Here is a 26,345-nt window from a genome sequence, read left to right as displayed (position 1 = left end):
TAAGATCCTAATCAGTAATGCTTCAGCATTCGGTTGATGGATTGCTCCAGCCAGTAGCGCTGGGTGCCGAAGTTAATCCGCAGGTAGTTTTCGCCGTTTTGTACATAGTGGCTGCCGTCTTCAATCACGACACCGGCCTGTTGGGCGAAATGTTGGGTCAACTCTGTGGCGCTGCGCTCGTCGGCGCTTACGTCTATCCAGGCCAGATACGACGATTCCGGGTTCATCATCTTCCAGGCCGGGAAGTGGGTCTGAATAGCGTCCGCAAGGTAGCGCGCATTGTTTTGTAGATACTCGTTCAGCGCGTCGAGCCACGGCAGGCCGTGCTGATAGGCCAGGATAATTCCCCACACGCCGAACATATTGGGTGAGGTAATCGAGTTCTTCTCAAGCTGCTGGCGGAAGCGCTGGCGCAGTGAGGCGTCCGGGATCATGGAGTAGGACGTTTTTAGTCCGCCCAGGTTGAAGGCTTTGTTCGGAGAAGTCAGCACAATCAGGTTGTCCTGTGCTGCACAGCCGGACGTCAGACAGCTGACGAATGTGCCGTCCAGAATGTGCTCGGCGTGAACCTCATCGACCACCAGAATCGTGCCGTAGCGTTTACAGAGATCGGACACCTGGCGTATCTCATCCGCGCGCCAGATCCTGCCCGAAGGGTTATGCGGCGAGCAGAAGAACCACAGTTTCGGGCGGTGGGTTTTGAGCTGATCTTCTATCAGATTAAAATCCAGCTGATAGAGGTTTTCCTTCACGCACAGCGGGTTAGCAAGCACCCGCACGCCCTGGCGCTGTGCCGCCATCGCAAACGGGTCGTAGACCGGCGTGTTCATCATCACGCTATCGCCAGGCGTACAGAACGCCTGGACCGTGTAATGCAGCGTGGAGACGGTGCCGTAGGTCAGGGTGATCCACGACTTCTCCACATCAACCTGATGACGCGTGCGCTGGAAGGCCATCACCGCATCGTAAAATTCGTCGAAGCACCAGGTATAGCCAAAGGTGCCATGCTCCACGATGCGCTGGAAGCCTTCAATCACGGCCGGTGGCGAGGTGAAATCCATATCTGCGATCCACAGCGGGATAAAACCCTGCGGGACATCACCAAAGCGTGAGCAGACAAACGCATGGTCCCATTTACGGCACTTATCGCTTTTACGCTCGATGATTTTGTCGAAATCAAACACAACAACCCCCTGTTAGATTAAGGCTTCAATGCCGGTTTTGACGCTCTGCACCTGCGGGCCGATGATCACCTGAACGCTGTGGGCATCCAGCACCACCACTGACAGGGCGCCAGCCGCTTTCAGCGCCTGCTGATCGATAAGGCCCATCTCTTTCACCACAAGGCGCAAGCGGGTGATGCAGTTGTCGAGCGACTCGATGTTCTCTTTGCCACCGAGCGCGCGCAGGATAAGCCCATGATCGTATTTCGATTTTCCGCGCGCGCGGGTGTTGGCTTCGACGGCCTGCTGCGCACCCTGCGCGTCCACTTCACGTCCCGGCGTCTTGATATCGTGTTTGAGGATGTACCAGCGAAAGACGAAGAAGTAGATAGCAAACCAGGCAATGCCCACCGGGAACAGCAGATACCATTTGGTCGACATCCCCTGCATGACGCCGAAGATCAGCAGATCCAAAATCCCGCCGTCGGTGTTGCCGATGGTTACCCCCAGCAGGGCCATCACCATCAGCGCCAGGCCAGACATCACGATATGGAAGACGTAAAGCGCGGGGGCGATAAACAGGAACAGGAACTCAATCGGCTCTGAAATACCGGTGACGACGGAAACCAGCACGCCGGAAAGCAACAGCCCCTTAATCACCGGGCGGTTTTCCGGGCGCGCGGTGCGGTAGATGGCGTACGCCACGGCAGGTAAGCCAAAGATAAAGGTCGGCATAAAGCCTTGTGACAGAAACGCGGTCACGTGCGGGCTAAACGGCAGTCCGGCTTTCAGCTCGGCGTAGAAGATATTCAGCGCGCCGGCCACTTCGTGACCGTTGACCATTTCAATGCCTCCTGCCGGCGTGAAGCGCACCATCGCCAGCAGAATATGGTGCAGACCAAAGGGTTTAAGCAGCAGCACGCCTACACCGTACAGGAACGGTCCGAAAACGCTGGTGCTCTGAATGATATGGCCAATTCCGGCAATCCCCAGCGCCACGTATTCCCACAGCAGGGGAATAAACAGCCCGACCAGTGAAAGGGTGAGGGCGGTGATAATCGGCACAAAACGGATGCCGCTAAAGAAGGCAAAGGCGTCGTGGAGAACCGTGTCCTGAAAACGCTCGTGCAGGAAATAGGTAATCACCCCAACTACAATGCCGCCCAGCACGCCCATCTCCAGGGTCTGTATCCCCAGCACGATAGATTGACCTACCTGTCTCATGGTGGCGGCGTCGGCAAGCTGGTGGGTGGCAGTCAGGTAGTAGTTAATGCTCATGTTCATCAGCATGTAGCCAACGAACCCGGCAAAAGCGCCTACGGCCTTGTTGCGTTTGGCAAGACCCATCGGGATCGCCATGGCAAACATCAGCGGCAGATAGGTAAAGGCGAAGCCGCCCACCATGGCGATAAAGCCAAAGGTCAGCTGCGTTAACTCACCGCCCAGAAAGGGAAAACTTTTAATAGTGGAAGGGCTGGTGACGGAGCTACCGATACCCAGCAGCAACCCCATGAAGGCCAGCAGAGAGACCGGGAACATAAACGTCTTTCCCAGGCTTTGGAAAAATTCCCACGCTTTCGATTTAAACGACTTTTCCTGTGTCATGTAGGGACTCCTCGGATTTTTAGGATAATCGAAGGCGCTGTCCGGCTTAAGGACGCGCCTTCATATTTGCGAGGCTTATAGTTATTTTTTAGGCATTGACGTAATGCGCGATGGGATCAGGCTTCGGCCGGAAGCAGGAACCGGTTTGCCGAGCCGCAAACGGCGATCTTGCTTCTGACCACCTCTTTCATGGCGTCCATGCCGACCCGCATGTAGAAGCGCGGATCGTTACCCTGCGGGTTTTCGGCAAACCAGGCTTTCACCGCGTCAGAGAAGGCAATTTTCAGTTCGGTGGCCACGTTGACTTTGCACACGCCCAGCTCGATGGTGCGACGCACATCCTCATCCGGCACATCGCTCGCGCCGTGCAGCACCAGCGGCACGGTGACCACTTCGCGGATTTCCGCCAGCCGCTGGAAGTCGATTTTCGGGCGTTTGGTATACAGGCCGTGCGCGGTGCCGATGGCGACGGCAAGGCTATCGACGCCGGTTAGTTCGACGAAGCGTTTCGCTTCCTGCGGATCGGTGAGGAACGCGCTTTCGGCGTCCACGCTCATATCATCTTCCACGCCGCCCAGGCGGCCCAGCTCGGCTTCGACGCTGCAGTCGTTAAGGTGGCAGAAATCGACCACCGACTTCACCAGCTTCACGTTCTGTTCAAACGGATAGTGGCTGCCGTCGATCATCGCGCTGCGCACGCCCGCGTTGACCTTGCGGCGAATATCGTCCAGTGATTCGTGGTGGTCGAGATGCAACGCCAGCGGCATGTCATAAGTGAGGGAATACGCGCTGCACAGGGCGTAGATCTCTTCCAGCGCAATGTGTTTAAAGGTGCCCGGCGTGCCCGCGAGGATCACCGGCGATCGCATTTCGCTGCACACTTCAAGGATCGCCTGGATCGTCTCCGCGTTGTGAATGTTGAACGCCGGAACGGCGTAGCCTTTTGCCTGCGCGTCCTGCAGAAGATATTTGGTCGAGATAATACTCATAATCAGATCCTCTTAAGCCTGCCACGGGTGAATAACAACGCCCTGCACCACGCGGTTAACCGTCCCGCTGGCGGATGGCGTATCGGGCGTATTGCCTACGCTGATCGACTGGGTGAGTGCAAAGACTTGGGCATACATCAGGAAGCAGAACGCCTGTTCCATATCGATAAACGGACGTGAAGGCGGCAGCAGAATGTGCGGACCCGCTTCAATGACCGGATCGTTTTCAGCTGCGATGGCGACGACGCGCAGGGCCTGGCGATCGCGGCGCAGCTCAGCAAGCAGATCCAGATCGTACTGACGCGTATATGGATGGCTGGAAATAAACACCACCACCAGCGTTTCGTTATCGACCAGAGACTTAGGCCCGTGACGGAAGCCCGTCGGGGAGTCGTAAAATGCCGCCAGCTTGCCCGCCGTCAGCTCCAGCACCTTCAGCGCCGATTCGCGCGCCGCGCCCTGCAGGCCGCCGCTTCCCAGATAGACAACGCGTTTCCATGCTTCATTGCCAAAGACGCCGTGGCTGAAATCGCCGAGTGTAGTGAGGATCGCCTGACAGCGATCGGCGATGTCGCGGAAGGTGTGGCTATTGATCGTTTCCGGGGCGAACACGGCCAGACAGCTTGCCATCATGGTGGTGATGCTGCTGGTCATCGCAAACCCGCGATCGTGCGTTTCGGCAGGCATCAGCAGGGCAAAGGCGTTATCGCTGTCGACGGCGTTCTGGTACAGGCTCCCCGCCTCGTTGCAGGTAATCGACAGGTGGTAGCACTCCGGCACGAACTGGTTTGCCAGCTCAACGGCCGCGACGCTTTCCGGGCTGTTGCCGGAGCGGGCAAACGATATCAGCAGCAGCGGATGTGCCGGACTGAAGTAATCCATCGGATTAGTAACCAGATCGGTCGTTGGAACGGCGGCAAAGTTTTTCCCGGTGTGGCTCGCAAGCCATGGCGCAATGATATCGCCGATAAACGCGGACGTGCCCGCGCCGGTCAGGACGATCCGCAGATCGTGCTTGCGCAGCAGCGGCGTCAGGAAACTGTCGATCGAAGCGCGCAGGCTATCGATGTTGTTGAGCGAGCGGATCCAGCTGGCAGGCTGCTGGCGGATCTCTTCCTCGGTCCAGGTGCCGGTTGTGGCGGCGGTAGTGGTTTGTGGCATAACTCAGTCCTTAGTCGTGTGAATTCCACATCAGACGCTGGCAATCGTGTCGCTATCTTTCGTTTCGTTTCACTTGTTCACTTAAGCAGTTAAATAAAATCTATAGAAAAGAAATCGAAACTTCAATGGAAGAAAAGAAATAAAACGAAAAGTGTGATCGTGAAAGGAAAGGGAAAATTTAAGGAAAGGAAAAGAAAGGCCTTACGGTTTGCTGCCGTAAAGCCAACACGAGACACAATGAAAGGGCTAAAGGGGGAGAGCCTGGCCCTGAATCCAGATCTGCCGGAGATGTAAACCCCCGTCCAGCGCAATGATATTGGCACGTTTACCCGGGGCTAAGGATCCAAGCTGACCATCAACGCCCAGCAGGCGGGCAGGGTGCAGCGAGGCCATATGGATAGCGTCTTCGGCGGTTACGCCCGCATACTCCACCATATTCCTGACCGCGGCATCCAGCGACAGCGTGCTACCCGCCAGCCCGCCGGAGCGGGTTCGAACCACGCCGTTTTGCATCGAGACCTCTTCACCACAGAGCGTGTACCGTCCGTCCGGCATACCTGCCGCCTGCATGGCATCGGTAATCAGCACCACGCGATCCTGCGCGCAGCAGCAGCATAAGCGCATCGCCCCCGGATGGACGTGGTGGCCGTCGGCAATCAGCTCCAGCCACGCCCGTTGGTCCGTAAGCCCTGCGCCGACCATGCCGGGCTCTCTGTGGTGCAGCCCCGTCATGCCGTTGTAACAGTGCACCAGCCCGTCGGCACCCGCGTCAAACGCGGCGAGAGTTTGCTGGTACGTGGCAGCGCTGTGGCCCAGCATCACGCGTATACCGCGCCGTTTAAGATGGCGAATCGCCTGCAGCGCGCCGGGCTTTTCTGGCGCGAGCGCCACTACCCGTAGCGTGTTATCAGAAACCGCGATCAGTGCATCCAGCTCGGCGATATCCAGCTCCCGGAACAGCTCCGGCGGATGCGCTCCTTTGTTCTGCGGCGTAAAGTACGGTCCTTCCAGATAACTGCCCAGGATCTGCGCGCCGGGGCCTCCGGAGTGACTGTGCCGGGCAATACGCATCAGCGCGGCGTGGATAATCTCCAGCGGCGCGGTGACGGTGGTGGGCAGAAATGCGCCCACGCCTTCACGCGCTTTATGCATCGCCAGGGTATCCAGCGCGTCGGGCGCATCATCCATGACGTCCACACCCGCGCCGCCGTGGACGTGCGTATCGATATAGGCCGGGCAAAGCAGCTCCGCATCGCGCGCCGTAACGCCCGCCGGGATGGGTTCAATCGCCGCAACCGCGCCGCTTTCAATGCGTAGCTGGTGGTCATCCAGCCATCCCTGTTCGGTGAGTAGACGATGCGCGCGCAGCAGCTGGCTCATATCCCTTCCTCAGCCGGAGCTTCCTCGCGACAGCGCCCCAGCTCGTCCGCCAGGCTCGTCAGGCCGCGGTGTCCGCACTCCAGCGCCTGCAGACGAAACGCTTCGCTGCTTAATCCGTCGCGCTCCAGCACCATCTCCAGCAATAGCTGCAGGTTAGTGCCGGTGATGACTTCGCTGCCCGGTCTTTGCATCGCGAGCGTTGACGCCACGCGAAACGGCGTGCCGCCGAGCAGGTCGGTAAGAAACACAACATCGTGCTCTGCATCGAGTTCGCTCACCGCCTGCTCAAGCTGAGCGGTCAGCCGCGCGGTGGTGGAGGTTTCCGGAAAATCGATGGCGATAAACTGCGGCTGCTCGCCGAGGATCTGCTTCATCGCCTGCTCAAGCCCGCTGGCAAAACCGCCGTGACCCGTCAAAATTATGCCTAACATCGCAACCTCTTTGCTTTTACAGGAAGTGACAGAATTTACCGACAACGCCCAGCAGCACGGTGATACCGATCAGCCGCAGCGGGCTCCAGCCGCGGCGTACCAGCCAGAACATCGTCAGGGTATAGACCAGCGGCAGGAACGCAGGCATTAGCTTATCGATCACGTCGGCCTGCAGTTTAACAACCGCATCACCCGCTTTGATTTCGAGCGTTGTATTAAGGCGGACATAGGTTGCGACCAGTGCGCCAATCACAGTCATCCCAACGATGGAAGCCGCATGACCGACCTTTTTGGTGTTGGCTTTAATCAGCGGGATGGCCGCAACGCCCATCCGGTATGCGTAGTGCGCCAGCCCAAAACGCAGGCCAAGATGGACCACGTTAAACAGCACGATAAAGACCACTGCCCCCAGAATGGAGCCTTGCAGCGCGAGGCTGGCACCAATACCGCCGCAGATGGGCAGCAGCGTCAGCCAGAACATGGCGTCGCCAATACCGCCAAGCGGCGCACCCACGGCAATCTTGGTGCTCTGGATGCTGTTCACATCCTGCTTGGAGCGTTCCATCGCCAGGATAATGCCGATAACAAAGGTCACCAGGAACGGGTGGGTGTTAAAGAAGCCCATATGGCCTTTCATCGCCCGCGCCAGATCCCGCTTGTTGGTGTGGATCTTTTTCAGTGCAGGCAGTAACCCATACAGCCAGCCAGAGGCCTGCATACGTTCGTAGTTGAACGAGGCCTGCAGCAGCATGGAACGCCAGGCCACTCGGTTAATATCCTTTTTCGTCAGCTCGGCACCAATACTCTGGTCTTCGTAGACGTTTTCATTTACGCCGGTGAGCAACGTCTCTTCGCTTTCTGACACGCCCGGCAACGTTGTTTGATTAGATGCCATCTTCGAATTCCTCTTTCTGAGCTGCGGGAGCCGTCGGTTCAGGTGATTTACGCATCAGGTCGATCAGCGCCATGGCCAGCGCCGCCGCCGCAATCGCCAGTACAGGAAGCTTGAGCCAGGCCGCGGCGACAAAACCGATAATGAAGTAAGGGATGTAGGCGTTTTTCATCATGATCTTCAGCAGCACGGCGAAGCCGATCGCTGGCATGATGCCGCCCGCGACGCCGAGACCGTCTATTAACCGTGCAGGCAGGACATCAATGGCGGTTTTCGCGTGTTCCGCACCGAAGTAAATTGGCAGGAACGCACACAAAAAATAGAAAATACCGAGTGCCAGCAGCGCCAGATAGTTGACCCGTTCGATACCGTTAGTGTCGGCGTTCGCCGCCATACGATCGCAGCGGGACATCACGCCGGACATCACCGAGAAGAGGAACGTAATCCCCATCTGTACCGCAACGGCAAACGGGACGGCGACGCCAACCGCAACTTCTGGCTTCACACCGGTGCTGATGGCAAATGCGGTGCCCACGATAGTCCCGATAATGACGTTAGGTGGTTGTGCCCCTGCCAGCGGTGCCAGCCCCATCCAGACAAGCTCTAACGTACCGCCGGTCAAAATGCCGGTGTGCAGATCGCCCAGAATCAGGCCGACCAGCGGCCCGAGTACCACCGGACGGTGCATGTGTGTTAAGCCGTTAAACATATCCAGACCGGCGATAAAGGCGAGTATGCCCAATCCCAGCGCCTGCAACAGACTGATTTCCATTGTGAATCCCTCAGAGCAGTTTAAAGAGATCCAAAGCAGTTTCTGTCGGAACGCCCTGAACGAAGCATTCCACCCCGGCCGCTTTCAGGCCGTTGAACGCGGCGATATCGTCCGCGTCGACGGAGACCGTTTTGGCAATTTGTTGTTTGCCACTGACGTAGTGCATGTTTCCTACGTTGATACGGGTGATGGGCACGCCGCCCTCAACGAGCTTCAGAAAATCGGCAGGTGATTTGCAGACCAGCAGGATCTTCTGACGGTCGGCGGCGCGGTGAATGTTGTCGATCACTTTTTGCAGCGACCAGAAGCGCACGGCGATCCCTTCCGCAAGTACCATCTCCATCAGGTTCTGTTGAACCGGATCTTCAGCCACCTCATCGTTAGCGACCAGCACCAGGTTTGCCCCCGCAAACCCTACCCACTGCACGCCCACCTGGCCGTGGATCAGGCGTTCATCAATGCGGCATAAAACAATGTTTGGCATAGCGTTTTCCTCTTTTTTAATTATGCGTTTTGAGTCGTTACGCCTTCGCAGGCGGCGTGATACAGCTGAAGTATGTCCTGAATGTGGTCGATGATGAGTTCCCGTGGCGTTGACTTGAGAGCGCCCTCGCGAACTTTGCTGTACTGCAGCGGCAGGTACTGGCTGATCAGCGGCAGCGGGAGCGGTTCATCCGCCAGGTTGCGTACCAGTCGTTCAAAGGCGTCGTCAATCTGGCTATCGGGCCAGTAATAGCGCACGCGGTCAGAGTAGCTGTAGCCGCGCGCCAGGCGTCGGGCATTGCCGTCACCGTGGTAATGGCTTTGCCAGTATTCCGGCCGGTCAAGCATGACGTTTTCCAGCACATGGCGCAGGCCAGAGCTGGCTTTTGCAGGCAGCAGTTCCTCTTCAATGGCGGCCAGTGAGAACAGCGCTTCGCGCAGGGCGAAGGTCAGGGCGGGGCCAACTTTCAGGATGGCAAAGTGATCCTTTACCAGCTGGCGCAGCGCCTGCGGCGTCTGGTAGTCGGTGGAGTGGGCTTCAAACACCAGCGTATCGTAGGCTTCAACCATTTTGCTCAGAGCAACGGCTTTCTGCGGCTGATAGTCGCAGACGTGCGCGTGGTCGAACTCCACGCCAGGCTGGACCACCAGGCCAATAATGCGCGGCCAGATGTCGCTTAAGCCTTCCTTTTCGAACGCGTGGCGGTGCGCTTCAAGCGTGGCGCGGGCCGCGTCCGGCGTGGTGACCGCAAGTTCGGTGAGCGTCTCGTGCGCGCCACCGGGAACCGGTACTTCCGTGCCGATAACGTAGACCAGATCGGATTCACCAAACTGTTCGCGGCAGGTCGCTTCGGCAATCTTAGCCAGACGCGCGGCGCGTTCGGCGACGATAGCGTCGGTCAGGGGAACCGGGTCGTCCGCGCAGGACATGCTGCAGTCGAGGTGGATCTTTTTGAATCCGGCAGCAACATAGCTTTTGATCAGATCGTCGGCATTTGCCATCGCCTGCAAAGCAGGCAGCTTTTGCCAGCGGTTAGGGCCAAGATGATCGCCGCCGAGGATCAGCTGTGACGTCGGGAAACCGAGCGAGTCGGCCAGCTGGCAGACAAACCCGTGAAAATCCGCAGGCGTCATGCCGGTATAGCCGCCAAACTGATCCACCTGGTTGGAGGTGGCTTCAATTAAGAGCGGCGTCTGATGCGAATGCGCGTAACGAATGGCAGCTTCAAGTACCAATGGATGTGCGGAACAGACGGCATAAATCCCGTTTGCATTCCCCCGTTTATGGTGTTCCACCATATCTGTCAGATGTTTCACTTTCCTCTCCATTTCGGATGGTGATGGTATTCATCTTTCGTTTTGTTTCACTTAATCCTGCATTATGGTGATATAAAAATAAAACGAAAGATAATAGATTTCCGATCTGTTTCACAAAAGAAACATAATGAAAGGTTTCAGCGCCGTGTCATCTTGCGTAGTCTCACCAGACAGGGGTTGCATTCGCGTAAAGGAAAGGCCTTAATAGACCAAACGAAATGAAACGAAAGACTATTTATTAAGGAGCTCGTATGAGCAGCACCGATTCATCCGCGGAAAAGCGCATCACCGGCACCAGCGAAAGGCGAGAGCAGATCATTCAGCGGTTGCGGGCGCAGGGAAGCGTGCAGGTTAACGACCTGTCTCATCTGTACGGCGTATCGACGGTGACGATACGTAACGATCTGGCCTTCCTGGAAAAGCAGGGCATTGCCGTTCGCGCTTACGGTGGGGCATTGATTTGCGAAGGCAACATGCCGGGCGCTGAGCCTTCCGTGGAGGATAAAAGCTCGCTGAATACGGCGGTGAAGCGCAGCATCGCGCAGGCCGCAGCCGCGCTGGTCAAACCCGGGCACCGAATTATTCTGGACTCCGGCACCACAACGTTTGAAATCGCCCGCATGCTGCGCCAGCACACGGACGTGATTGCGATGACCAACGGTATGAATGTCGCGAATGCGTTGCTGGAAGCGGAAGGGGTGGAACTGCTGATGACCGGCGGGCATCTGCGCCGTCAGTCGCAATCTTTCTACGGTGACCAGGCAGAACAGTCGCTACAGAATTACCATTTCGACCTGCTGTTCCTGGGCGTTGACGCCATCGATCTCGATCGCGGCGTGAGCACGCACAACGAGGACGAAGCCCGTCTGAACCGCAAAATGTGCGAGGTGGCGGAGCGCATTATTGTGGTCACAGACTCCAGCAAATTTAACCGCTCAAGCCTGCATAAAATCATTGATACACAACGGATTGATATGATTATCGTCGATGAAGGCATTCCGGCGGAGAGTTTGGAAGGGCTGCGAAAAAGCGGGATTGAGGTGGTGTTGGTTTAAGGTTTTTTACCCTCTCCCCTATGGGTGTACGGTCCGGGGACATAGTGAACACTTGTTCGGGGACATGGTAGACACTTACAACTGAGGTATAAGAACCCGTTTATGGAGTCGCTTATGCCCTGGGATGCGAGAGATACCATGTCATTACGTACCGAGTTTGTTTTGTTCGCCTCGCAGGACGGGGCGAACATCCGTTCCCTCTGCCGTCAGTTCGGCATTTCTCCTGCCACCGCCTACAAGTGGCTTCGCCGCTGGGCTCAGGAAGGTGCCGCCGGCCTTCAGGACCGCCCGCGCATACCGCACCATTCCCCGAACCGCTCATCTGACGACATCACCGCCCTGCTGCGCATGGCCCATGAGCGCCATGAACGCTGGGGCGCCCGCAAGATTAAGCGCTGGCTCGAAGACCAGGGGCACCGTATGCCCGCCTTCAGCACCGTCCATAGCCTGATGGCCCGTCACGGTCTGCTGCCGGGCGCATCACCGGGCGTTCCGGCTACGGGACGCTTCGAACATGACGCGCCGAACCGGCTCTGGCAGATGGATTTTAAGGGCCACTTTCCCTTTGGCGGTGGCCGCTGCCATCCGCTCACCCTGCTGGACGACCACTCCCGTTTTTCCCTGTGCCTGGCGCACTGTACCGATGAACGGCGCGAGACCGTGCAGCAGCAGCTGGTCAGCGCGTTTGAACGCTACGGCCTGCCGGACAGGATGACGATGGACAACGGCTCACCGTGGGGCGACACCACCGGCACCTGGACGGCGCTGGAGCTGTGGCTGATGCGCCACGGTATCCGGGTGGGGCACTCCCGGCCTTATCATCCGCAGACGCAGGGCAAGCTGGAGCGTTTTCACCGCAGCCTGAAGGCGGAAATGCTGCAGGGAAAATGGTTCGCGGACAGCGGAGAGCTGCAGCGCGCTTTCGATCACTGGCGCACGGTGTACAACCTTGAACGCCCGCACGAGGCGCTGGATATGGCGGTACCGGCCTCGCGTTATCAGCCGTCTGCCCGGCAGTACAGCGGCAGCGTAACGCCACCTGAATACGATGAAGGGGTGAAGGTCAGGAAAGTGGATGTCAGCGGAAAGCTGAGCATACAGGGTGTCAGTCTGAGCGCAGGCAAGGCGTTCAGGGGAGAACGGGTCGGGCTGAGGGAGACACAGGATGACGGCTGCTATGAAGTGTGGTGGTACAGCACGAAAGTGGGGGTGATCGACCTGAAGAAAAAGTCGATCACCATGGGTAAAGGATGTTAAAAAGTGTTCACCATGTCCCCGAACACCTGTCTACCATGTCCCCGGACTGTACATGGGGAGAGGGAAGGCTGAGGGGCCATCACGTCACCGGCGCCGGGTTAAACACCGCCAGCTGGTTATGCAATCCCCACTGGTCCGAGAAAGTTTTCTTCCTCCCGCTCGCTACGTCCAGAATAAAATGGAACAGATTCCAGCCCACGTCCTCAATACTCTCTTCCCCGGTGGCGATGGTGCCCGCGTTGATATCCATTAAGTCATACCAGCGGTTTGCCAGCTCGGTGCGGGTCGCCATCTTGATCACCGGGACCGCCATCAGCCCGTACGGCGTGCCGCGCCCGGTGGTAAAGACCTGCACCGTAATGCCGGACGCCACCTGCTGGGTGCCGCACACAAAATCGCTGGCAGGTGTTGCCGCATAAATAAGGCCGCGCCTGGTTGGCCGCTGGCCCGGAGAGAGCACTTCCACAATCGCGCTCTGGCCGGATTTGGCAATCGAACCGAGGGCTTTTTCCACCACGTTGGCCAGGCCGCCTTTTTTGTTGCCCGGCGACGGGTTAGCGCTGCGGTCTGTTTGGCCCATATCGAGATAGTTATCGTACCAGGCCATCTCTTCCAGCAGGCGTTTGCCCACCTCTTCGTTGACGGCGCGCGGCGTCAGCAGATGGATGGCGTCACGCACTTCGGTTACCTCGGAGAACATCACCGTGGCGCCGCAGCGAACCAGCAGATCGGACGCATAGCCCACTGCCGGGTTGGCCGTCACGCCGGAAAACGCATCGCTGCCGCCGCATTGTGTTCCCACCACCAGTTCCGACGCCGGACACGTTTCGCGCTGGCGGCGGTTGAGTTTGTCCAGATGATGCTCTGCTACCTGCAAAATATCGTCGACCATTGAACGAAAACCAACGTGGCGCTCGTCCTGCAGGCGCACGATGCTGGCCCCGTCAGCCGGGATGGCTTTGACATCTTCGGTGCCCTGCAGCAGGCGCTCTGGCTGCAATTTTTCACAGCCGAGGCCAATAACCATCACCTCGCCGCCAAAGTTCGGATTCAGGGCGATATTGTGGATAGTACGGATCGGCACGACCGCCGCGGGCGCATTGATCGCTACGCCGCAGCCGTACAGGTGGTTAAGACCCACTACGCCGTCGACGTTCGGGTACTTTGGCAGCAGATCGCGTTCTATGATTTTCACCACGTAATCCACCACGCCCGCCACGCAGTGCACGCTGGTGGTAATGCCGAGCAGGTTTTTGGTGCCGACGCTACCGTCCGCATTGCGGTAGCCTTCAAAGGTATAGCCCTCCAGCGGCGGCAAAGCTTCAGGAACGCGGGTCGCCAGCGGAAGCGTATTCAGCGGCGGTGCTTCTGGCAGCGCCACCAGCGACTCCTCAATCCAGCTACCCTGCTGGATAGCGCTTACCGCATAGCCGATGACTTCGCCGTAGCGTACGATTTCACCGTGGGCAGGAATATCGACCAACGCGACCTTGTGCCCCTGCGGAATATGCTCAATCAGCTCCAGCCCGTCCGGGAAGCGGGTGCCTGCTTTTAAGCCATTGTCGTTGACAATAATCGCCACGTTATCCGTATCGTGAACCTTAATATAAAACGCCGTCGGGGGTGCCTCTCTAATTGCAATATTGGTCATTATTCACTCTTCTCCGGCAAAGTTTCAGCTATGAAAAATAACTCGTTGGATAATCGTTTTCTTAACGTAGAAATAAAGCATGTCAGGAGAAGAAAAGTGAAAATGTGATCGCGATCGTTTCAGGCGGACTAATCCTTGATTCTGTGCATTAGCGCCCACTGCTTTGTGCATATGCTCAAAATAGCGTTGAGATGTAGCGCAATACTTGAGCATCAAAACAATGTGCTGACGTATAGAGCCGATTATACTGAATGACGATTTTATAACGCCACCATTCAGTCAGAGAAATAAATATAAAAAATCTGTTCTGGAATAAATATTACTGGCGAAAACTGCGGAATTAAAAAAGGGTTAAGTGATGAATAACGATATCTTCCCGAATAAGTTTAAAGCTGCCCTCGCGGCGCACCAGATTCAGATTGGCTGTTGGTCCGCGCTGGCAAACCCTATCAGCACCGAAGTGTTAGGTCTGGCCGGATTCGACTGGCTGGTGCTGGACGGCGAACACGCGCCGAACGATATCAGCACCTTTATTCCGCAGCTGATGGCGCTGAAAGGTAGCCCCAGCACTCCGGTGGTGCGCGTGCCAACTAACGAGCCGGTGATTATCAAGCGTCTGCTGGATATCGGTTTCTACAATTTCCTGATCCCGTTTGTGGAAACGGAAGAACAGGCGGCGCTGGCCGTGGCCTCAACGCGCTATCCGCCGGAAGGGATCCGCGGCGTCTCGGTATCGCACCGCGCCAACATGTTTGGCACCGTGCCGGACTATTTCGCCCAGTCTAATAGCAACATCACTATTCTGGTTCAGATTGAAAGCCAGCAGGGCGTTGATAACGTCGATGCGATTGCAGCCACAGATGGCGTGGACGGTATCTTCGTCGGTCCAAGCGATCTGGCTGCGGCGTTTGGGCATCTGGGCAACGCCAGCCACCCGGACGTACAGCGCGCAATCCAGCACATCTTTGCCCGCGCCAAAGCGCACGGCAAACCGTGCGGCATTCTGGCGCCGGTTGAAGCCGATGCCCGCCGCTACCTGGAGTGGGGAGCCACGTTCGTTGCCGTCGGCAGCGACCTCGGTGTGTTCCGCTCAGCGACGCAGAAATTAGCGGACGCTTTTAAAAAATAACCATCATTGAGGAAACAGATTATGACGCTGAAAGTGGGTTTTATTGGTCTTGGGATCATGGGTAAACCAATGAGTAAGAACCTGATTAAAGCGGGTTACTCACTGGTGGTATCCGATCACAATCCACAGTCTGTGGCTGAGGTGATGGCGGCGGGAGCGGAAACAGCTACTACCCCTAAAGCCATTGCTGAGCAGTGCGATGTCATCATCACCATGCTGCCAAATTCCCCTCACGTCAAAGAGGTCGCGCTTGGGGAGAACGGCATCATCGAGGGTGCGAAGCCGGGCCTGGTGCTGATTGATATGAGCTCTATTGCCCCGCTCGCGAGCCGTGAAATCAGCGAGGCGTTAAAAGCGAAGGGCGTAGAGATGCTGGATGCGCCCGTCAGCGGCGGCGAGCCGAAAGCCATCGACGGTACCCTGTCGGTGATGGTGGGCGGCGATAAGGCCGTGTTCGACAAATACTATGACCTGATGAAAGCGATGGCAGGCTCCGTAGTGCATACCGGAGACATTGGCGCGGGCAACGTTACCAAGCTCGCGAACCAGGTGATTGTGGCGCTGAACATTGCCGCCATGTCTGAAGCGCTGACGCTGGCAACGAAGGCGGGCGTCAATCCGGACTTGGTTTATCAGGCAATCCGTGGCGGTCTGGCGGGCAGTACGGTGCTGGATGCCAAAGCGCCGATGGTGATGGATCGTAATTTCAAACCCGGTTTCCGCATTGATCTGCACATCAAAGATCTGGCGAACGCGCTGGATACGTCTCACGGCGTGGGTGCACAGCTACCGCTGACCGCTGCGGTTATGGAGATGATGCAGGCGCTGCGTGCGGATGGCCTGGGTACGGCCGATCACAGCGCGATTGCGTGCTACTACGAAAAACTGGCGAAGGTGGAAGTGGCGCGTTAATAGCATCTTGCCCGCACCTGAGGGTGACAGCGGCGCGCAAACCCTCTATACTGCGCGCCGAAGCTGACCAGACAGTCGCCGCTTCGTCGTCGTCCCTTTCGGGGGAGACGGGCGGAGGGGAGGAAAGTCCGGGCTCCATAGGGCAGGGTGCCAGGTAACGCCTGGGGGGGAAACCCACGACCAGTGCAACAGAGAGCAAACCGCCGATGGCCCGCGCAAGCGGGATCAGGTAAGGGTGAAAGGGTGCGGTAAGAGCGCACCGCGCGGCTGGTAACAGTCCGTGGCACGGTAAACTCCACCCGGAGCAAGGCCAAATAGGGGTTCACATGGTACGGCCCGTACTGAACCCGGGTAGGCTGCTTGAGCCAGTGAGCGATTGCTGGCCTAGATGAATGACTGTCCACGACAGAACCCGGCTTATCGGTCAGCTTCAACTTCTTACAGAACCCCGCTTCGGCGGGGTTTTTGCTTTTAGAGTTTTGTAGCCCAGGTATGCGCATCGCCACCCGGCAACTCGCACAAACGACATCAATTCTCATATTTGCGACATTAAGCACATTTGACTGCATGACCCTTTCGGGCATCGCTATGCCTACCGCAAACGATCGTTATCACAAAATTTCACCCTAAAAAATGGTGAATTTACAGTATTGTTAATTTGTTGCGAATGTTAACTGAACGATCGCAAATATTTTCTTATTTGATATAAACATATTAAAATTAAAAACATTCAGGCTATGAATGTGTGACGTATTCCACTGTTTATAAAAAGCTGTCCAAAAATCCTCTGCAAAATTTGATAATTTGAAAGAATGTTTAAAAGGAATAACGGTTATTTATTGGCCTTTAATTGTCTGAAAGTTCGTCTTTATTGATTTATTTAACGCAGAGAAATTTATCAAGGTTATCGCCATAAAATAAATTTATTACTGCTGATTTTATTGATCGATATCAGCGTAATGGTGTGCTTTTAATTTTTTATGATATTGATTGTAAAGTGTTTTTTAGGTTCTTGTTGTGCCCGTAAAATGCGCGGGGAAGCAAATTGTGAGTAACAGCACATACCCCCTGAAACATTATTGGGTAGAATCCGCTGCGTCATAGGGAAATAAGCGCAGAATATTATGAATACTATTATTCTACCGAAAACTCAGCACCTCGTGGTATTTCAGGAAGTCATTAAAAGTGGCTCCATAGGTTCTGCCGCAAGACAACTAGGCCTGACGCAACCCGCCGTCAGCAAAATCATCAGCGACATCGAATCCTACTTCGGGGTGGAAGTGATGGTGCGTAAAAACACCGGCGTAAAACTCACTGCCGCTGGTCAGGTGCTGCTGTCATACGCTGAGTCGATCACCCGCGAAATGAAAAACATGGTGAGCGAAATCAACAGCCTCAGTTTTAGTACCGTCATGGACGTCTCCTTTGGCTATCCGTCGCTGATTGGCTTCACCTTCCTGTCTGAGATGATCAAAAAATTCAGGGAAGTGTTCCCGAAAGCGCGCGTCTCCATGTATGAAGCGCAGCTCTCTTCATTCCTGCCCGCCATTCGCGACGGTCGGCTGGATTTTGCCATCGGCACGCTGAGCGACGGAATGTTGCTTCAGGATCTTCACGTTGAGCCACTGTTTGAATCTGAGTTTGTGCTGGTGGCGAGTAAATCACGAACGTGCACCGGCCCGACCAGACTGGCATCACTTACGCATGAGCAGTGGGTGATGCCGCAAACCGATATGGGCTACTACAACGAACTCCTGACCACCCTGCAAGACAACCACATCAGCATTGAAAACATCGTCCAGACCGATTCCGTCGTCACCATTTATAACCTTGTCCTGAATGCCGATTATCTGACGGTGATCCCCCGCGACATGATTGCGCCGTTCGGCTCAGACCAGTTTATTGTGCTGCCCGTGGAAGATGAATTACCCGTGGCGCGCTATGCCGCCGTATGGTCGAAAAATTACAGCATTAAAAAATCGGCGTCAGTATTAGTTGAACTGGCAAAACAATATTCGTCGATGGATATCGATAAACGACGATAAAAATAATTAAGTTTTAAAACACCCGGAGCGACGCTTTTTAACGCTCTGATACCCTGACTTTGCCTGAAAACAATGAATTATTATAACGAGGATATTATGCACATTACCTACGATCTCCCGGTGACCATTGAAGATATTCAGGACGCCAGAAAACGCCTGGCGGGAAAAATTTATAAAACCGGCATGCCGCGCTCAAATTATCTCAGCGAACGCTGTAAGGGTGAGATATTCCTGAAATTTGAAAATATGCAGCGTACCGGTTCTTTTAAAATACGCGGGGCGTTTAATAAGTTAAGTTCATTGACGGACGCAGAAAAACGCAAAGGGGTAGTGGCCTGCTCCGCAGGAAACCACGCGCAGGGGGTATCGCTCTCCTGCGCCATGCTCGGCATCGACGGCAAAGTGGTGATGCCGATGGGCGCGCCAAAATCCAAGGTCGCCGCTACCCGCGACTACTCCGCCGAAGTGGTGCTACACGGCGAGAACTTCAACGACACCATCGCTAAGGTGAGCGAAATCGTCGAGATGGAGGGGCGCATTTTTATCCCGCCTTATGACGATGCGAAAGTCATTGCCGGCCAGGGCACCATCGGCCTCGAAATTCTTGAAGATCTTTACGACGTGGATAACGTGATTGTTCCTATCGGCGGCGGCGGGTTAATTGCCGGTATTGCGACAGCAATTAAATCCATCAACCCGACAATCAATATTATCGGCGTACAGTCTGAAAACGTTCACGGCATGGCGGCTTCCTGGCAGGCCGGAGAAATAACCAACCATCGCGTTACCGGCACATTAGCCGACGGCTGCGACGTGTCTCGTCCGGGTAAATTAACCTTCGAAATTGTTCGTGAACTGGTCGATGACATTGTGCTGGTGAGTGAAGACGATATTCGCAACAGCATGATTGCCCTTATTCAGCGAAATAAAGTGGTGACGGAAGGTGCGGGCGCGCTGGCCTGCGCGGCGTTATTAAGCGGCAAGCTTGACCACTATATTCAGGGCCGTAAATCCGTCTGCATTATTTCCGGCGGCAATATCGATCTCTCCCGTGTTTCCCAAATTACCGGCTTCGTTGACGCATAAAGGTGACCTATGAGCAACACAGAAAGCATTATCGTTGGCCAGACAAAAACGTCCTCCTGGCGTAAGTCTGACACCACATGGACGCTCGGCCTGTTTGGTACCGCCATTGGCGCAGGTGTGCTGTTCTTTCCCATTCGCGCAGGCTTTGGCGGACTGATCCCCATCCTGCTGATGCTGGTACTCGCCTTCCCGATTGCGTTTTACTGCCACCGCGCGCTGGCGCGCCTCTGTTTGTCCGGCTGCAACGTCTCCGGCAACATCACCGAGACGGTGGAAGAGCACTTCGGGAAAACCGGTGGGGTGGTGATCACCTTCCTCTACTTCTTCGCCATTTGCCCGCTGCTGTGGATTTACGGCGTCACCATTACTAACACCTTTATGACCTTCTGGGAAAACCAACTCCAGATGCCTGCGCTGAACCGCGGCGTGGTAGCGCTGTTCCTGCTGCTGCTGATGGCCTTTGTGATCTGGTTCGGGAAAGACCTGATGGTGAAGGTGATGAGCTACCTGGTGTTCCCGTTCATTGCCAGCCTGGTGCTGATTTCCCTGTCGCTGATCCCGTACTGGAACTCGGCGGTGATCGACCAGGTCAACCTGAGCGATATCGCTTTTACCGGTCATGACGGCATTCTGGTCACGGTGTGGCTGGGGATCTCCATCATGGTCTTCTCCTTTAACTTCTCGCCCATCGTCTCCTCGTTCGTGGTCTCCAAGCGCGAAGAGTACGAGCCGGAGTTCGGGAAAGCATTCACCGAGCAGAAATGTTCCAAAATCATCGGTCGCGCCAGCCTGCTGATGGTGGCCGTGGTGATGTTCTTCGCCTTCAGCTGCCTTTTCACCCTCTCTCCGCAGAACATGGCGGACGCCAAGGCGCAGAACATTCCGGTGCTCTCTTATCTGGCGAACCATTTCGCCTCGATGTCGGGCAGTAAATCCACGTTCGCCACCGTGCTGGAGTACGGCGCGTCCATCATTGCGCTGGTCGCTATCTTCAAATCCTTCTTTGGTCACTACCTCGGCACGCTGGAAGGGCTGAACGGCCTGATCCTGAAGTTCGGCTACAAGGGCGATAAGAAGAAAGTCTCCGTCGGCAAGCTGAACACCATCAGCATGATTTTCATCATGGGCTCCACCTGGATTGTGGCCTACGCCAACCCGAACATTCTCGACCTTATTGAAGCCATGGGGGCGCCAATTATCGCTTCTCTGCTGTGTCTGCTGCCGATGTACGCCATTCGTAAAGCGCCCGCGCTGGCGAAATACAAAGGCCGGACCGAGAACATCTTCGTGACCGTGGTCGGCCTGCTGACCATTTTGAACATCGTTTACAAACTGTTCTAACCCAAAGCTCAGGAAGAGCGGAGTAACACATGACTGAATTTCCGGTAGTACTGGTTATTAACTGCGGATCGTCCTCCGTTAAGTTTTCGGTGCTGGACGCAGCAGGCTGCGATGCCCTGCTGACGGGCATTGCGGACGGCATCAACACTGAAAAAGCCTTTATTTCCGTGAACGGGGGTGAGCCGGTCAGCCTGGCTCACCAGGACTACGAAGGGGCGCTGGCCGCCATCGCCCTCGAGCTGGAGAAACGCGACCTGATGAGCAGCGTGGCCCTGATTGGCCACCGCATCGCTCACGGCGGCGATCTTTTCAGCGAGTCGACCCTCATCACGGAAGAGGTCATTGAGCAGATCCGCCTGGTTTCCCCGCTGGCGCCGCTGCATAACTACGCCAACCTGAGCGGCGTGCAAGCCGCAGAGCGCCTGTTCCCCGGCGTGCAGCAGGTGGCGGTATTTGACACCAGTTTCCATCAGACCATGGCGCCGCAGGCGTATCTGTACGGTCTGCCGTACCGCTATTTTGAAGAGCTGGGCGTGCGCCGCTACGGTTTCCACGGCACCTCTCACCGCTACGTGTCCGCGCAGGCGCACGCGCTCCTCGGGATGTCCCCCGAGGACAGCGGCCTGGTGATTGCCCATCTCGGCAACGGGGCGTCCATCTGCGCGGTGCGCAACGGTGAAAGCGTCGATACCTCGATGGGGATGACGCCGCTGGAAGGGCTGGTGATGGGCACGCGCTGCGGCGACGTGGACTTCGGCGCAATGGCGTGGATTGCCCAGCAGACCGGCCAGTCGTTCGAGGATCTGGAGCGCGTGGTCAACAAAGAGTCCGGGTTGCTTGGCATCTCCGGTATCTCCTCCGATTTACGCGCGCTGGAGAAAGCCTGGCATGACGGCAATGACCGGGCGCAGCTGGCGATAAAGACCTTTGTCCACCGCATAGCGCGGCATATCGCCGGTCACGCCGCGTCTCTGCACCGTCTGGATGGCGTGATCTTCACTGGCGGCATCGGTGAAAACTCCACGCTGATCCGCGCGCTGGTGGCGGAACATCTGAAGGTGTTTGGCATCGCGCTCGACGAGGCGAAAAACGCTCTGCCGGGCAGCGCGGGTGAGCGCGTCATCTCCACCGAGTCGTCCCGCGTGACCTGCGCGGTTATCCCTACCAACGAAGAAAAAATGATCGCGCTGGACGCCCTCCGTCTTGGGAAGGTCACCCCGGCTGCGGCTTACGCCTGATAAAGCGAGAATCTGATGAAAGTAACAATCGATACGGGCATCGCGCCCTACAGCGACGCATGGGCTGGGTTTCACGGTGAAGAATGGAAAAACGCCGTTAACGTCCGCGATTTTATTCAGCATAACTACACCCCTTATGAAGGCGATGAAGCTTTCCTCGCGCAGGCGACGCCAGCAACGACGGCGCTGTGGCAGAAGGTGATGGTCGGCATTCGCCAGGAGAATGCCACCCACGCTCCGGTGGATTTCGACACCAACATTGCCACTACCATTACCGCCCACGGACCGGGCTATATCGACCAGGATCTTGAGACGATCGTCGGCCTGCAAACCGACAAGCCGCTCAAGCGCGCCCTGCATCCGTACGGCGGGATCAATATGATCCGCAGCTCGTTCGAAGCCTACGGCCGCGAGATGGATCCGCAGTTCGAATACCTGTTTACCGACCTGCGTAAAACCCACAACCAGGGCGTGTTTGACGTTTACTCCCCGGAGATGATGCGCTGCCGTAAATCTGGCGTGCTGACCGGTCTGCCGGACGGCTACGGGCGCGGGCGCATTATCGGCGATTACCGCCGTGTGGCGCTGTACGGCATCAGCTATCTGGTGCGCGAGCGTGAACTGCAGTTTGCCGATCTGCAGGGGAGGCTGGAGCGCGGCGAAGATCTGGAGGCGACGATCCGCCTGCGCGAGGAACTGGCGGAGCATAAGCGTGCGTTGCTGCAGATCCAGCAGATGGCGGCGAACTATGGCTTTGATATTTCACGTCCGGCGATGAACGCGCAGGAAGCGGTGCAGTGGGTCTACTTTGCCTACCTTGCCGCAGTGAAATCCCAGAACGGCGGGGCGATGTCGCTGGGGCGTACGGCCTCGTTCCTTGATATCTACATTGAGCGCGACATGCAGGCAGGAAGGCTGAACGAGGTGCAGGCCCAGGAGCTGATCGACCACTTCATCATGAAGATCCGCATGGTGCGCTTCCTGCGCACGCCGGAGTTCGACACGCTCTTCTCCGGCGATCCGATCTGGGCCACGGAAGTGATCGGCGGCATGGGGCTGGATGGCCGTACGCTGGTGACAAAAAACAGCTTCCGCTACCTGCATACCCTGCACACCATGGGGCCCGCGCCGGAGCCGAACCTGACTATCCTCTGGTCTGAACAGCTGCCGATCGCGTTTAAGAAATACGCCGCGCAGGTGTCGATCGTCACCTCGTCGCTGCAGTATGAGAACGACGATCTTATGCGCGCCGACTTCAACAGCGACGACTACGCCATTGCCTGCTGCGTCAGCCCGATGGTGATCGGCAAGCAGATGCAGTTCTTTGGCGCACGCGCCAACCTTGCTAAAACGCTGCTGTACGCGATCAACGGCGGGGTGGACGAGAAGCTGAAGATCCAGGTCGGCCCGAAAACCGAGCCGCTGCTGGATGAGGTGCTGGATTACGACACCGTGATGGCGAGCCTCGATCACTTTATGGACTGGCTGGCGGTGCAGTACATCAGCGCGCTGAATCTCATTCACTACATGCATGATAAGTACAGTTACGAAGCCTCGCTGATGGCGCTGCACGATCGTGACGTCTATCGCACCATGGCCTGCGGCATTGCCGGGCTGTCGGTGGCGGCGGATTCCCTGTCGGCGATTAAATACGCCACGGTGAAACCAGTGCGCGACCACACCGGCCTGGCGGTGGACTTCGTCATCGAAGGGGACTATCCGCAGTACGGCAATAATGACGATCGCGTGGACAGCATCGCCTGCGACCTGGTGGAGCGTTTTATGAAGAAGATCCAGGCGCTGCCGACGTATCGCAACGCGGTGCCGACTCAGTCGATCCTGACTATTACCTCCAACGTGGTCTACGGCCAGAAAACGGGCAACACGCCGGACGGACGCCGCGGCGGCACGCCGTTTGCGCCTGGCGCCAACCCAATGCACGGTCGTGACAGGAAAGGGGCGGTGGCTTCGCTAACGTCGGTCGCCAAGCTGCCGTTTACCTACGCCAAAGACGGGATCTCCTATACCTTCTCCATTGTGCCGCAGGCGCTGGGCAAGGATGAACTGGTGCGCAAAACCAACCTGGTGGGGCTGCTGGATGGGTACTTCCATCACGAAGCGTCTATTGAGGGCGGGCAGCACCTGAACGTCAACGTCATGAACCGGGAGATGCTGCTGGATGCCATTGCCCATCCGGAGAGCTACCCGAACCTGACAATTCGCGTATCCGGCTATGCGGTACGGTTTAACGCTCTGACGCGCGAGCAGCAGCAGGACGTGATTTCGAGGACGTTTACGCAGGCGATGTGACGACATTCAGGTCTCATGCCCCCTCAGCGCAGGGGGCATTTTTTTGCCCGCTAAACATACAAAATTGTTTATGTAATTACTCACACATATTCATCCAGTCTTGAAAAACGGGAGCGCCACGGATTTAACAGGCACCTCAGCGTCATCTAAGAAGACTTAAACAGGGGAACCCATACCCATGAGCAGTGAGCGTTTACCTGCAAGCGTCGGTATGGTTCGAGCGACAAGCTGCCTCTGGCTGAATATAAAAAATAAAATCAATCCACAAAACATTTAAAATCGCTTCGGTACAAGGAGCAATAGAATTATTTATGATGTTGTCGTTGTTGCCGATGTAATTCAGAAACGACCCCCACTCTTTTCTAAGATAAAGGAGAACTTATGACGGCGATCTCAAATGGACAACAACTTAGGCAGGCCATACACGCTGAAGCCAGCCCGGGCAGGAACAATTCAGCATCAAAAATCAAGCAGGTAGAGGCCCAGATCGAGGCCTTAACAAAAGAAATCCAGAATTATGTTGAAGGTATTGCAAGTGGTGAGATAGATGAGACTCCTGAAGAAAAAGAACGCAGAATGGCAGAGCTTAGTCAGCAGCTAGCACATCTTTATGAACAGCTTGGCCAGCTCCAGAGACAACAAGTTGAAGAAGCACAGCAGAAAAAAGCAGAATCTACACCAAAACAAAACGGAGAAGAACAGATAGATCACATCAAGAAGATAACCCGTTATATTGATGTATATATCTAAATTGGTTCTTTTGGCCGGTTTTCGTCATACTTAAGGTTTGATATCATTTTTATACATGCTGGCACTATTGAGTCGCCAGCTTTATCCGGGAGGTAATGCATCGATGACTCATCGTTACAAGATTGCTCTGATATGGGGACTGGTTTGTCTTTCATTACTTTATCGTGCATTTCCCTCAGAGATCTTTTTGTCATTAAAAGTATTGCAGCAATGGCAAATCCCTGTCTGGGAGCAAATAGTACACTATTCCATGGGAATTCTTCCCGCGTTGACTCCACTATTATATTTTTTATTCCTGACTCATCGGGGCAAATTCACTAAAGGTCATGCTTTCATGATGCCCCTCATCGCGTGGATTGCTTTTCGTTTTGCTCTGATTTGCGTTCTTTGGCTTATTACGTTCAAAATAAGCAAGCCCCCCCTCTATTCTGAAGGATTCATGGATATTGTGAGCACTCAGATCGTCAGAATGTTCTGGAATGCGAATGTCCTGGATTCTGCTCTGGTCATTCTTGTTTGTAGTTACGCTTTTTGGCGTGAGCATAATTTGTGGCTGCGAATTAACAATACAGCCAGATAAATCTCATTAATTGATAGTAATTTTGTATGGCCATTGCATGGCGTCAAGTCCGAATCAACAGCCCCCACGTCACTTCCGGTACAAGTAAGTGCAAGTGAGGGACTGTTTTCTTCTCGTCATGTCGGAAGAAATGGGCGATTTAAAAGACAGAATTTATTTAACGGGCTTTGACAGTGGAAGCCCTTTTTTCCCGGCATAGAATACCACCAGCGTGGCTCCTTCCGGACCTGTGTAGCCCCTGTGTGCACTATCAACCATCTCTGGTAGCACCTCTCCCGCCTGCAGAGTACGGGTTTTACCCGTTGCCTGTTTTTCAACGGTTAAAGCGCCTTTTTCTACATAGGCGGCGTTCGGCATGGGATGTTCATGCCAGTCAAGACTTGTATTCGGCGAAATAGTGATTTTCAGCACAGAAAGCTGCGGTGTACCTGCTGGATAAGGCGCGTATTCCACTCCATCCCAGGACTTCTCGGTCTCCAGTAACGTTTCGATGCTGATCCCATCAGAATTATGACTGCTGTGAGCATAAGATGCCACTGGTGAAATAATAAAAGATAATACACAAAGAACAGATGCGTGAACGTAAGATCTTTTCATAGGAATTTCCTTTACAATTATCATGTTTAAGCTTGTGCGTAAATATCAAAATTTATTCATCTAACATCAACAATATGTTTGAAATGCAGACGGAAGCATTGTAGTTATGCAAAAATAAACAGCAAGAGTATTTACATATTTTAATAAACTTAATACTGGTATTTTAATGGTTATATTATTTTGAATTGTGAAGAAATAAAA

General features: G+C 55.5%; 23 protein-coding genes and 1 other RNA gene. 11 read left to right on the top strand and 13 right to left on the bottom strand.

Annotated features, from left to right (window positions below; genetic code table 11):
- Positions 1-11 precede the first annotated feature (11 nt).
- The 10 genes from IB212_RS20185 to kbaZ all read right to left on the bottom strand — a co-directional run bounded on the left by IB212_RS20185 (position 12) and on the right by kbaZ (position 10,205).
- Positions 12-1,184: a MalY/PatB family protein gene (locus tag IB212_RS20185; protein ID WP_041907913.1), complete on the bottom strand. Its 1,173-nt coding sequence runs from the start codon at positions 1,182-1,184 to the stop codon at positions 12-14.
- A gap of 12 nt (positions 1,185-1,196) precedes the next feature.
- Positions 1,197-2,768, bottom strand: a complete 1,572-nt coding sequence (gene malX / locus IB212_RS20180) for a maltose/glucose-specific PTS transporter subunit IIBC (RefSeq protein ID WP_041907915.1) — start codon at positions 2,766-2,768, stop codon at positions 1,197-1,199.
- Positions 2,769-2,884: 116 nt separating this feature from the next.
- Positions 2,885-3,757 carry a tagatose-bisphosphate aldolase subunit KbaY gene (gene kbaY / locus IB212_RS20175; RefSeq protein ID WP_041907917.1) on the bottom strand — a complete coding sequence of 291 codons (873 nt, stop codon included), beginning with the start codon at positions 3,755-3,757 and terminating at the stop codon, positions 2,885-2,887.
- A 12-nt stretch (positions 3,758-3,769) separates the two neighbouring features.
- A complete protein-coding gene (locus tag IB212_RS20170) occupies positions 3,770-4,918 on the bottom strand; it encodes an SIS domain-containing protein (protein ID WP_041907919.1) in 1,149 nt (382 codons plus the stop codon).
- Positions 4,919-5,164: 246 nt separating this feature from the next.
- Entirely contained in the window at positions 5,165-6,298 is a 1,134-nt protein-coding gene (gene nagA / locus IB212_RS20165) for an N-acetylglucosamine-6-phosphate deacetylase (RefSeq protein WP_041907921.1), read from the bottom strand.
- On the bottom strand, positions 6,295-6,729 hold the full coding sequence (gene agaF / locus IB212_RS20160) for a PTS galactosamine/N-acetylgalactosamine transporter subunit IIA (RefSeq protein WP_041907923.1): 435 nt from the start codon (positions 6,727-6,729) through the stop codon (positions 6,295-6,297). Before agaF ends, nagA begins: the two co-directional genes overlap by 4 nt.
- A gap of 16 nt (positions 6,730-6,745) precedes the next feature.
- A complete protein-coding gene (agaE, locus tag IB212_RS20155) occupies positions 6,746-7,624 on the bottom strand; it encodes a PTS N-acetylgalactosamine transporter subunit IID (protein WP_024906386.1) in 879 nt (292 codons plus the stop codon).
- A complete protein-coding gene (agaW, locus tag IB212_RS20150; RefSeq protein WP_041907926.1) occupies positions 7,614-8,393 on the bottom strand; it encodes a PTS N-acetylgalactosamine transporter subunit IIC in 780 nt (259 codons plus the stop codon). Before agaW ends, agaE begins: the two co-directional genes overlap by 11 nt.
- A 10-nt stretch (positions 8,394-8,403) precedes the next feature.
- Positions 8,404-8,877 (bottom strand): PTS N-acetylgalactosamine transporter subunit IIB, encoded by a 474-nt coding sequence (agaV, locus tag IB212_RS20145; protein ID WP_041907928.1) that lies wholly within the window; start codon positions 8,875-8,877, stop codon positions 8,404-8,406.
- Between the two features lie 20 nt (positions 8,878-8,897).
- The gene (gene kbaZ / locus IB212_RS20140; protein WP_041907931.1) at positions 8,898-10,205 is read right to left on the bottom strand and encodes a tagatose-bisphosphate aldolase subunit KbaZ; all 1,308 of its coding nucleotides are present in this window, start codon (positions 10,203-10,205) and stop codon (positions 8,898-8,900) included.
- Between the two features lie 239 nt (positions 10,206-10,444).
- On the opposite strand from kbaZ, the gene IB212_RS20135 reads away from it, so the two are divergent.
- Together IB212_RS20135 and IB212_RS20130 are read left to right on the top strand one after the other, a co-directional pair.
- On the top strand, positions 10,445-11,248 hold the full coding sequence (locus tag IB212_RS20135) for a DeoR family transcriptional regulator (protein WP_041907932.1): 804 nt from the start codon (positions 10,445-10,447) through the stop codon (positions 11,246-11,248).
- 102 nt (positions 11,249-11,350) lie between these two features.
- Entirely contained in the window at positions 11,351-12,505 is a 1,155-nt protein-coding gene (locus tag IB212_RS20130) for an IS481 family transposase (protein WP_081752952.1), read from the top strand.
- Positions 12,506-12,584: 79 nt separating this feature from the next.
- On the opposite strand, the gene garD is transcribed toward IB212_RS20130, so the two are convergent.
- Positions 12,585-14,156, bottom strand: coding sequence for a galactarate dehydratase (gene garD / locus IB212_RS20125; RefSeq protein WP_041907936.1), 1,572 nt, complete (start codon positions 14,154-14,156; stop codon positions 12,585-12,587).
- A gap of 358 nt (positions 14,157-14,514) precedes the next feature.
- On the opposite strand from garD, the gene garL reads away from it, so the two are divergent.
- The 9 genes from garL (at position 14,515) to IB212_RS20080 (ending at position 24,967) form a co-directional block, all read left to right on the top strand.
- A complete protein-coding gene (gene garL, locus IB212_RS20120) occupies positions 14,515-15,285 on the top strand; it encodes a 2-dehydro-3-deoxyglucarate aldolase (protein ID WP_028014520.1) in 771 nt (256 codons plus the stop codon).
- Positions 15,286-15,306: 21 nt separating this feature from the next.
- Positions 15,307-16,197, top strand: a complete 891-nt coding sequence (gene garR / locus IB212_RS20115) for a 2-hydroxy-3-oxopropionate reductase (protein WP_041907938.1) — start codon at positions 15,307-15,309, stop codon at positions 16,195-16,197.
- Positions 16,198-16,256: 59 nt separating this feature from the next.
- Positions 16,257-16,633: RNase P RNA component class A (rnpB, locus tag IB212_RS20110), an RNA gene on the top strand.
- 688 nt (positions 16,634-17,321) lie between these two features.
- Complete coding sequence (tdcA, locus tag IB212_RS20105; protein WP_028014518.1) at positions 17,322-18,242, top strand: transcriptional regulator TdcA; 921 nt, start codon at positions 17,322-17,324, stop codon at positions 18,240-18,242.
- Between the two features lie 96 nt (positions 18,243-18,338).
- A complete protein-coding gene (tdcB, locus tag IB212_RS20100; RefSeq protein WP_041911948.1) occupies positions 18,339-19,328 on the top strand; it encodes a bifunctional threonine ammonia-lyase/L-serine ammonia-lyase TdcB in 990 nt (329 codons plus the stop codon).
- 9 nt (positions 19,329-19,337) lie between these two features.
- Complete coding sequence (gene tdcC / locus IB212_RS20095; protein ID WP_041907940.1) at positions 19,338-20,669, top strand: threonine/serine transporter TdcC; 1,332 nt, start codon at positions 19,338-19,340, stop codon at positions 20,667-20,669.
- 29 nt (positions 20,670-20,698) lie between these two features.
- Complete coding sequence (gene tdcD / locus IB212_RS20090; RefSeq protein WP_041907942.1) at positions 20,699-21,907, top strand: propionate kinase; 1,209 nt, start codon at positions 20,699-20,701, stop codon at positions 21,905-21,907.
- 15 nt (positions 21,908-21,922) lie between these two features.
- The gene (gene pflB, locus IB212_RS20085) at positions 21,923-24,217 is read left to right on the top strand and encodes a formate C-acetyltransferase (RefSeq protein ID WP_041907944.1); all 2,295 of its coding nucleotides are present in this window, start codon (positions 21,923-21,925) and stop codon (positions 24,215-24,217) included.
- 381 nt (positions 24,218-24,598) lie between these two features.
- On the top strand, positions 24,599-24,967 hold the full coding sequence (locus tag IB212_RS20080; protein WP_051486042.1) for a FlxA-like family protein: 369 nt from the start codon (positions 24,599-24,601) through the stop codon (positions 24,965-24,967).
- A gap of 289 nt (positions 24,968-25,256) precedes the next feature.
- Here the strand turns inward: IB212_RS20080 and IB212_RS20075 are convergent, their stop codons facing one another.
- Positions 25,257-25,511: a hypothetical protein gene (locus tag IB212_RS20075; protein WP_131728591.1), complete on the bottom strand. Its 255-nt coding sequence runs from the start codon at positions 25,509-25,511 to the stop codon at positions 25,257-25,259.
- 189 nt (positions 25,512-25,700) lie between these two features.
- Complete coding sequence (locus IB212_RS20070; RefSeq protein ID WP_041907948.1) at positions 25,701-26,144, bottom strand: cupin domain-containing protein; 444 nt, start codon at positions 26,142-26,144, stop codon at positions 25,701-25,703.
- Between the last annotated feature and the right edge of the window lie 201 nt (positions 26,145-26,345).

This window comes from Enterobacter sp. E12 (genome assembly GCF_014596715.2).
Taxonomy (GTDB): Bacteria; Pseudomonadota; Gammaproteobacteria; order Enterobacterales; family Enterobacteriaceae; genus Enterobacter; species Enterobacter bugandensis.
The sequence above is the reverse complement of the archived record's forward strand: the minus strand, read 5'-3'. Positions and strand labels throughout refer to the sequence as shown.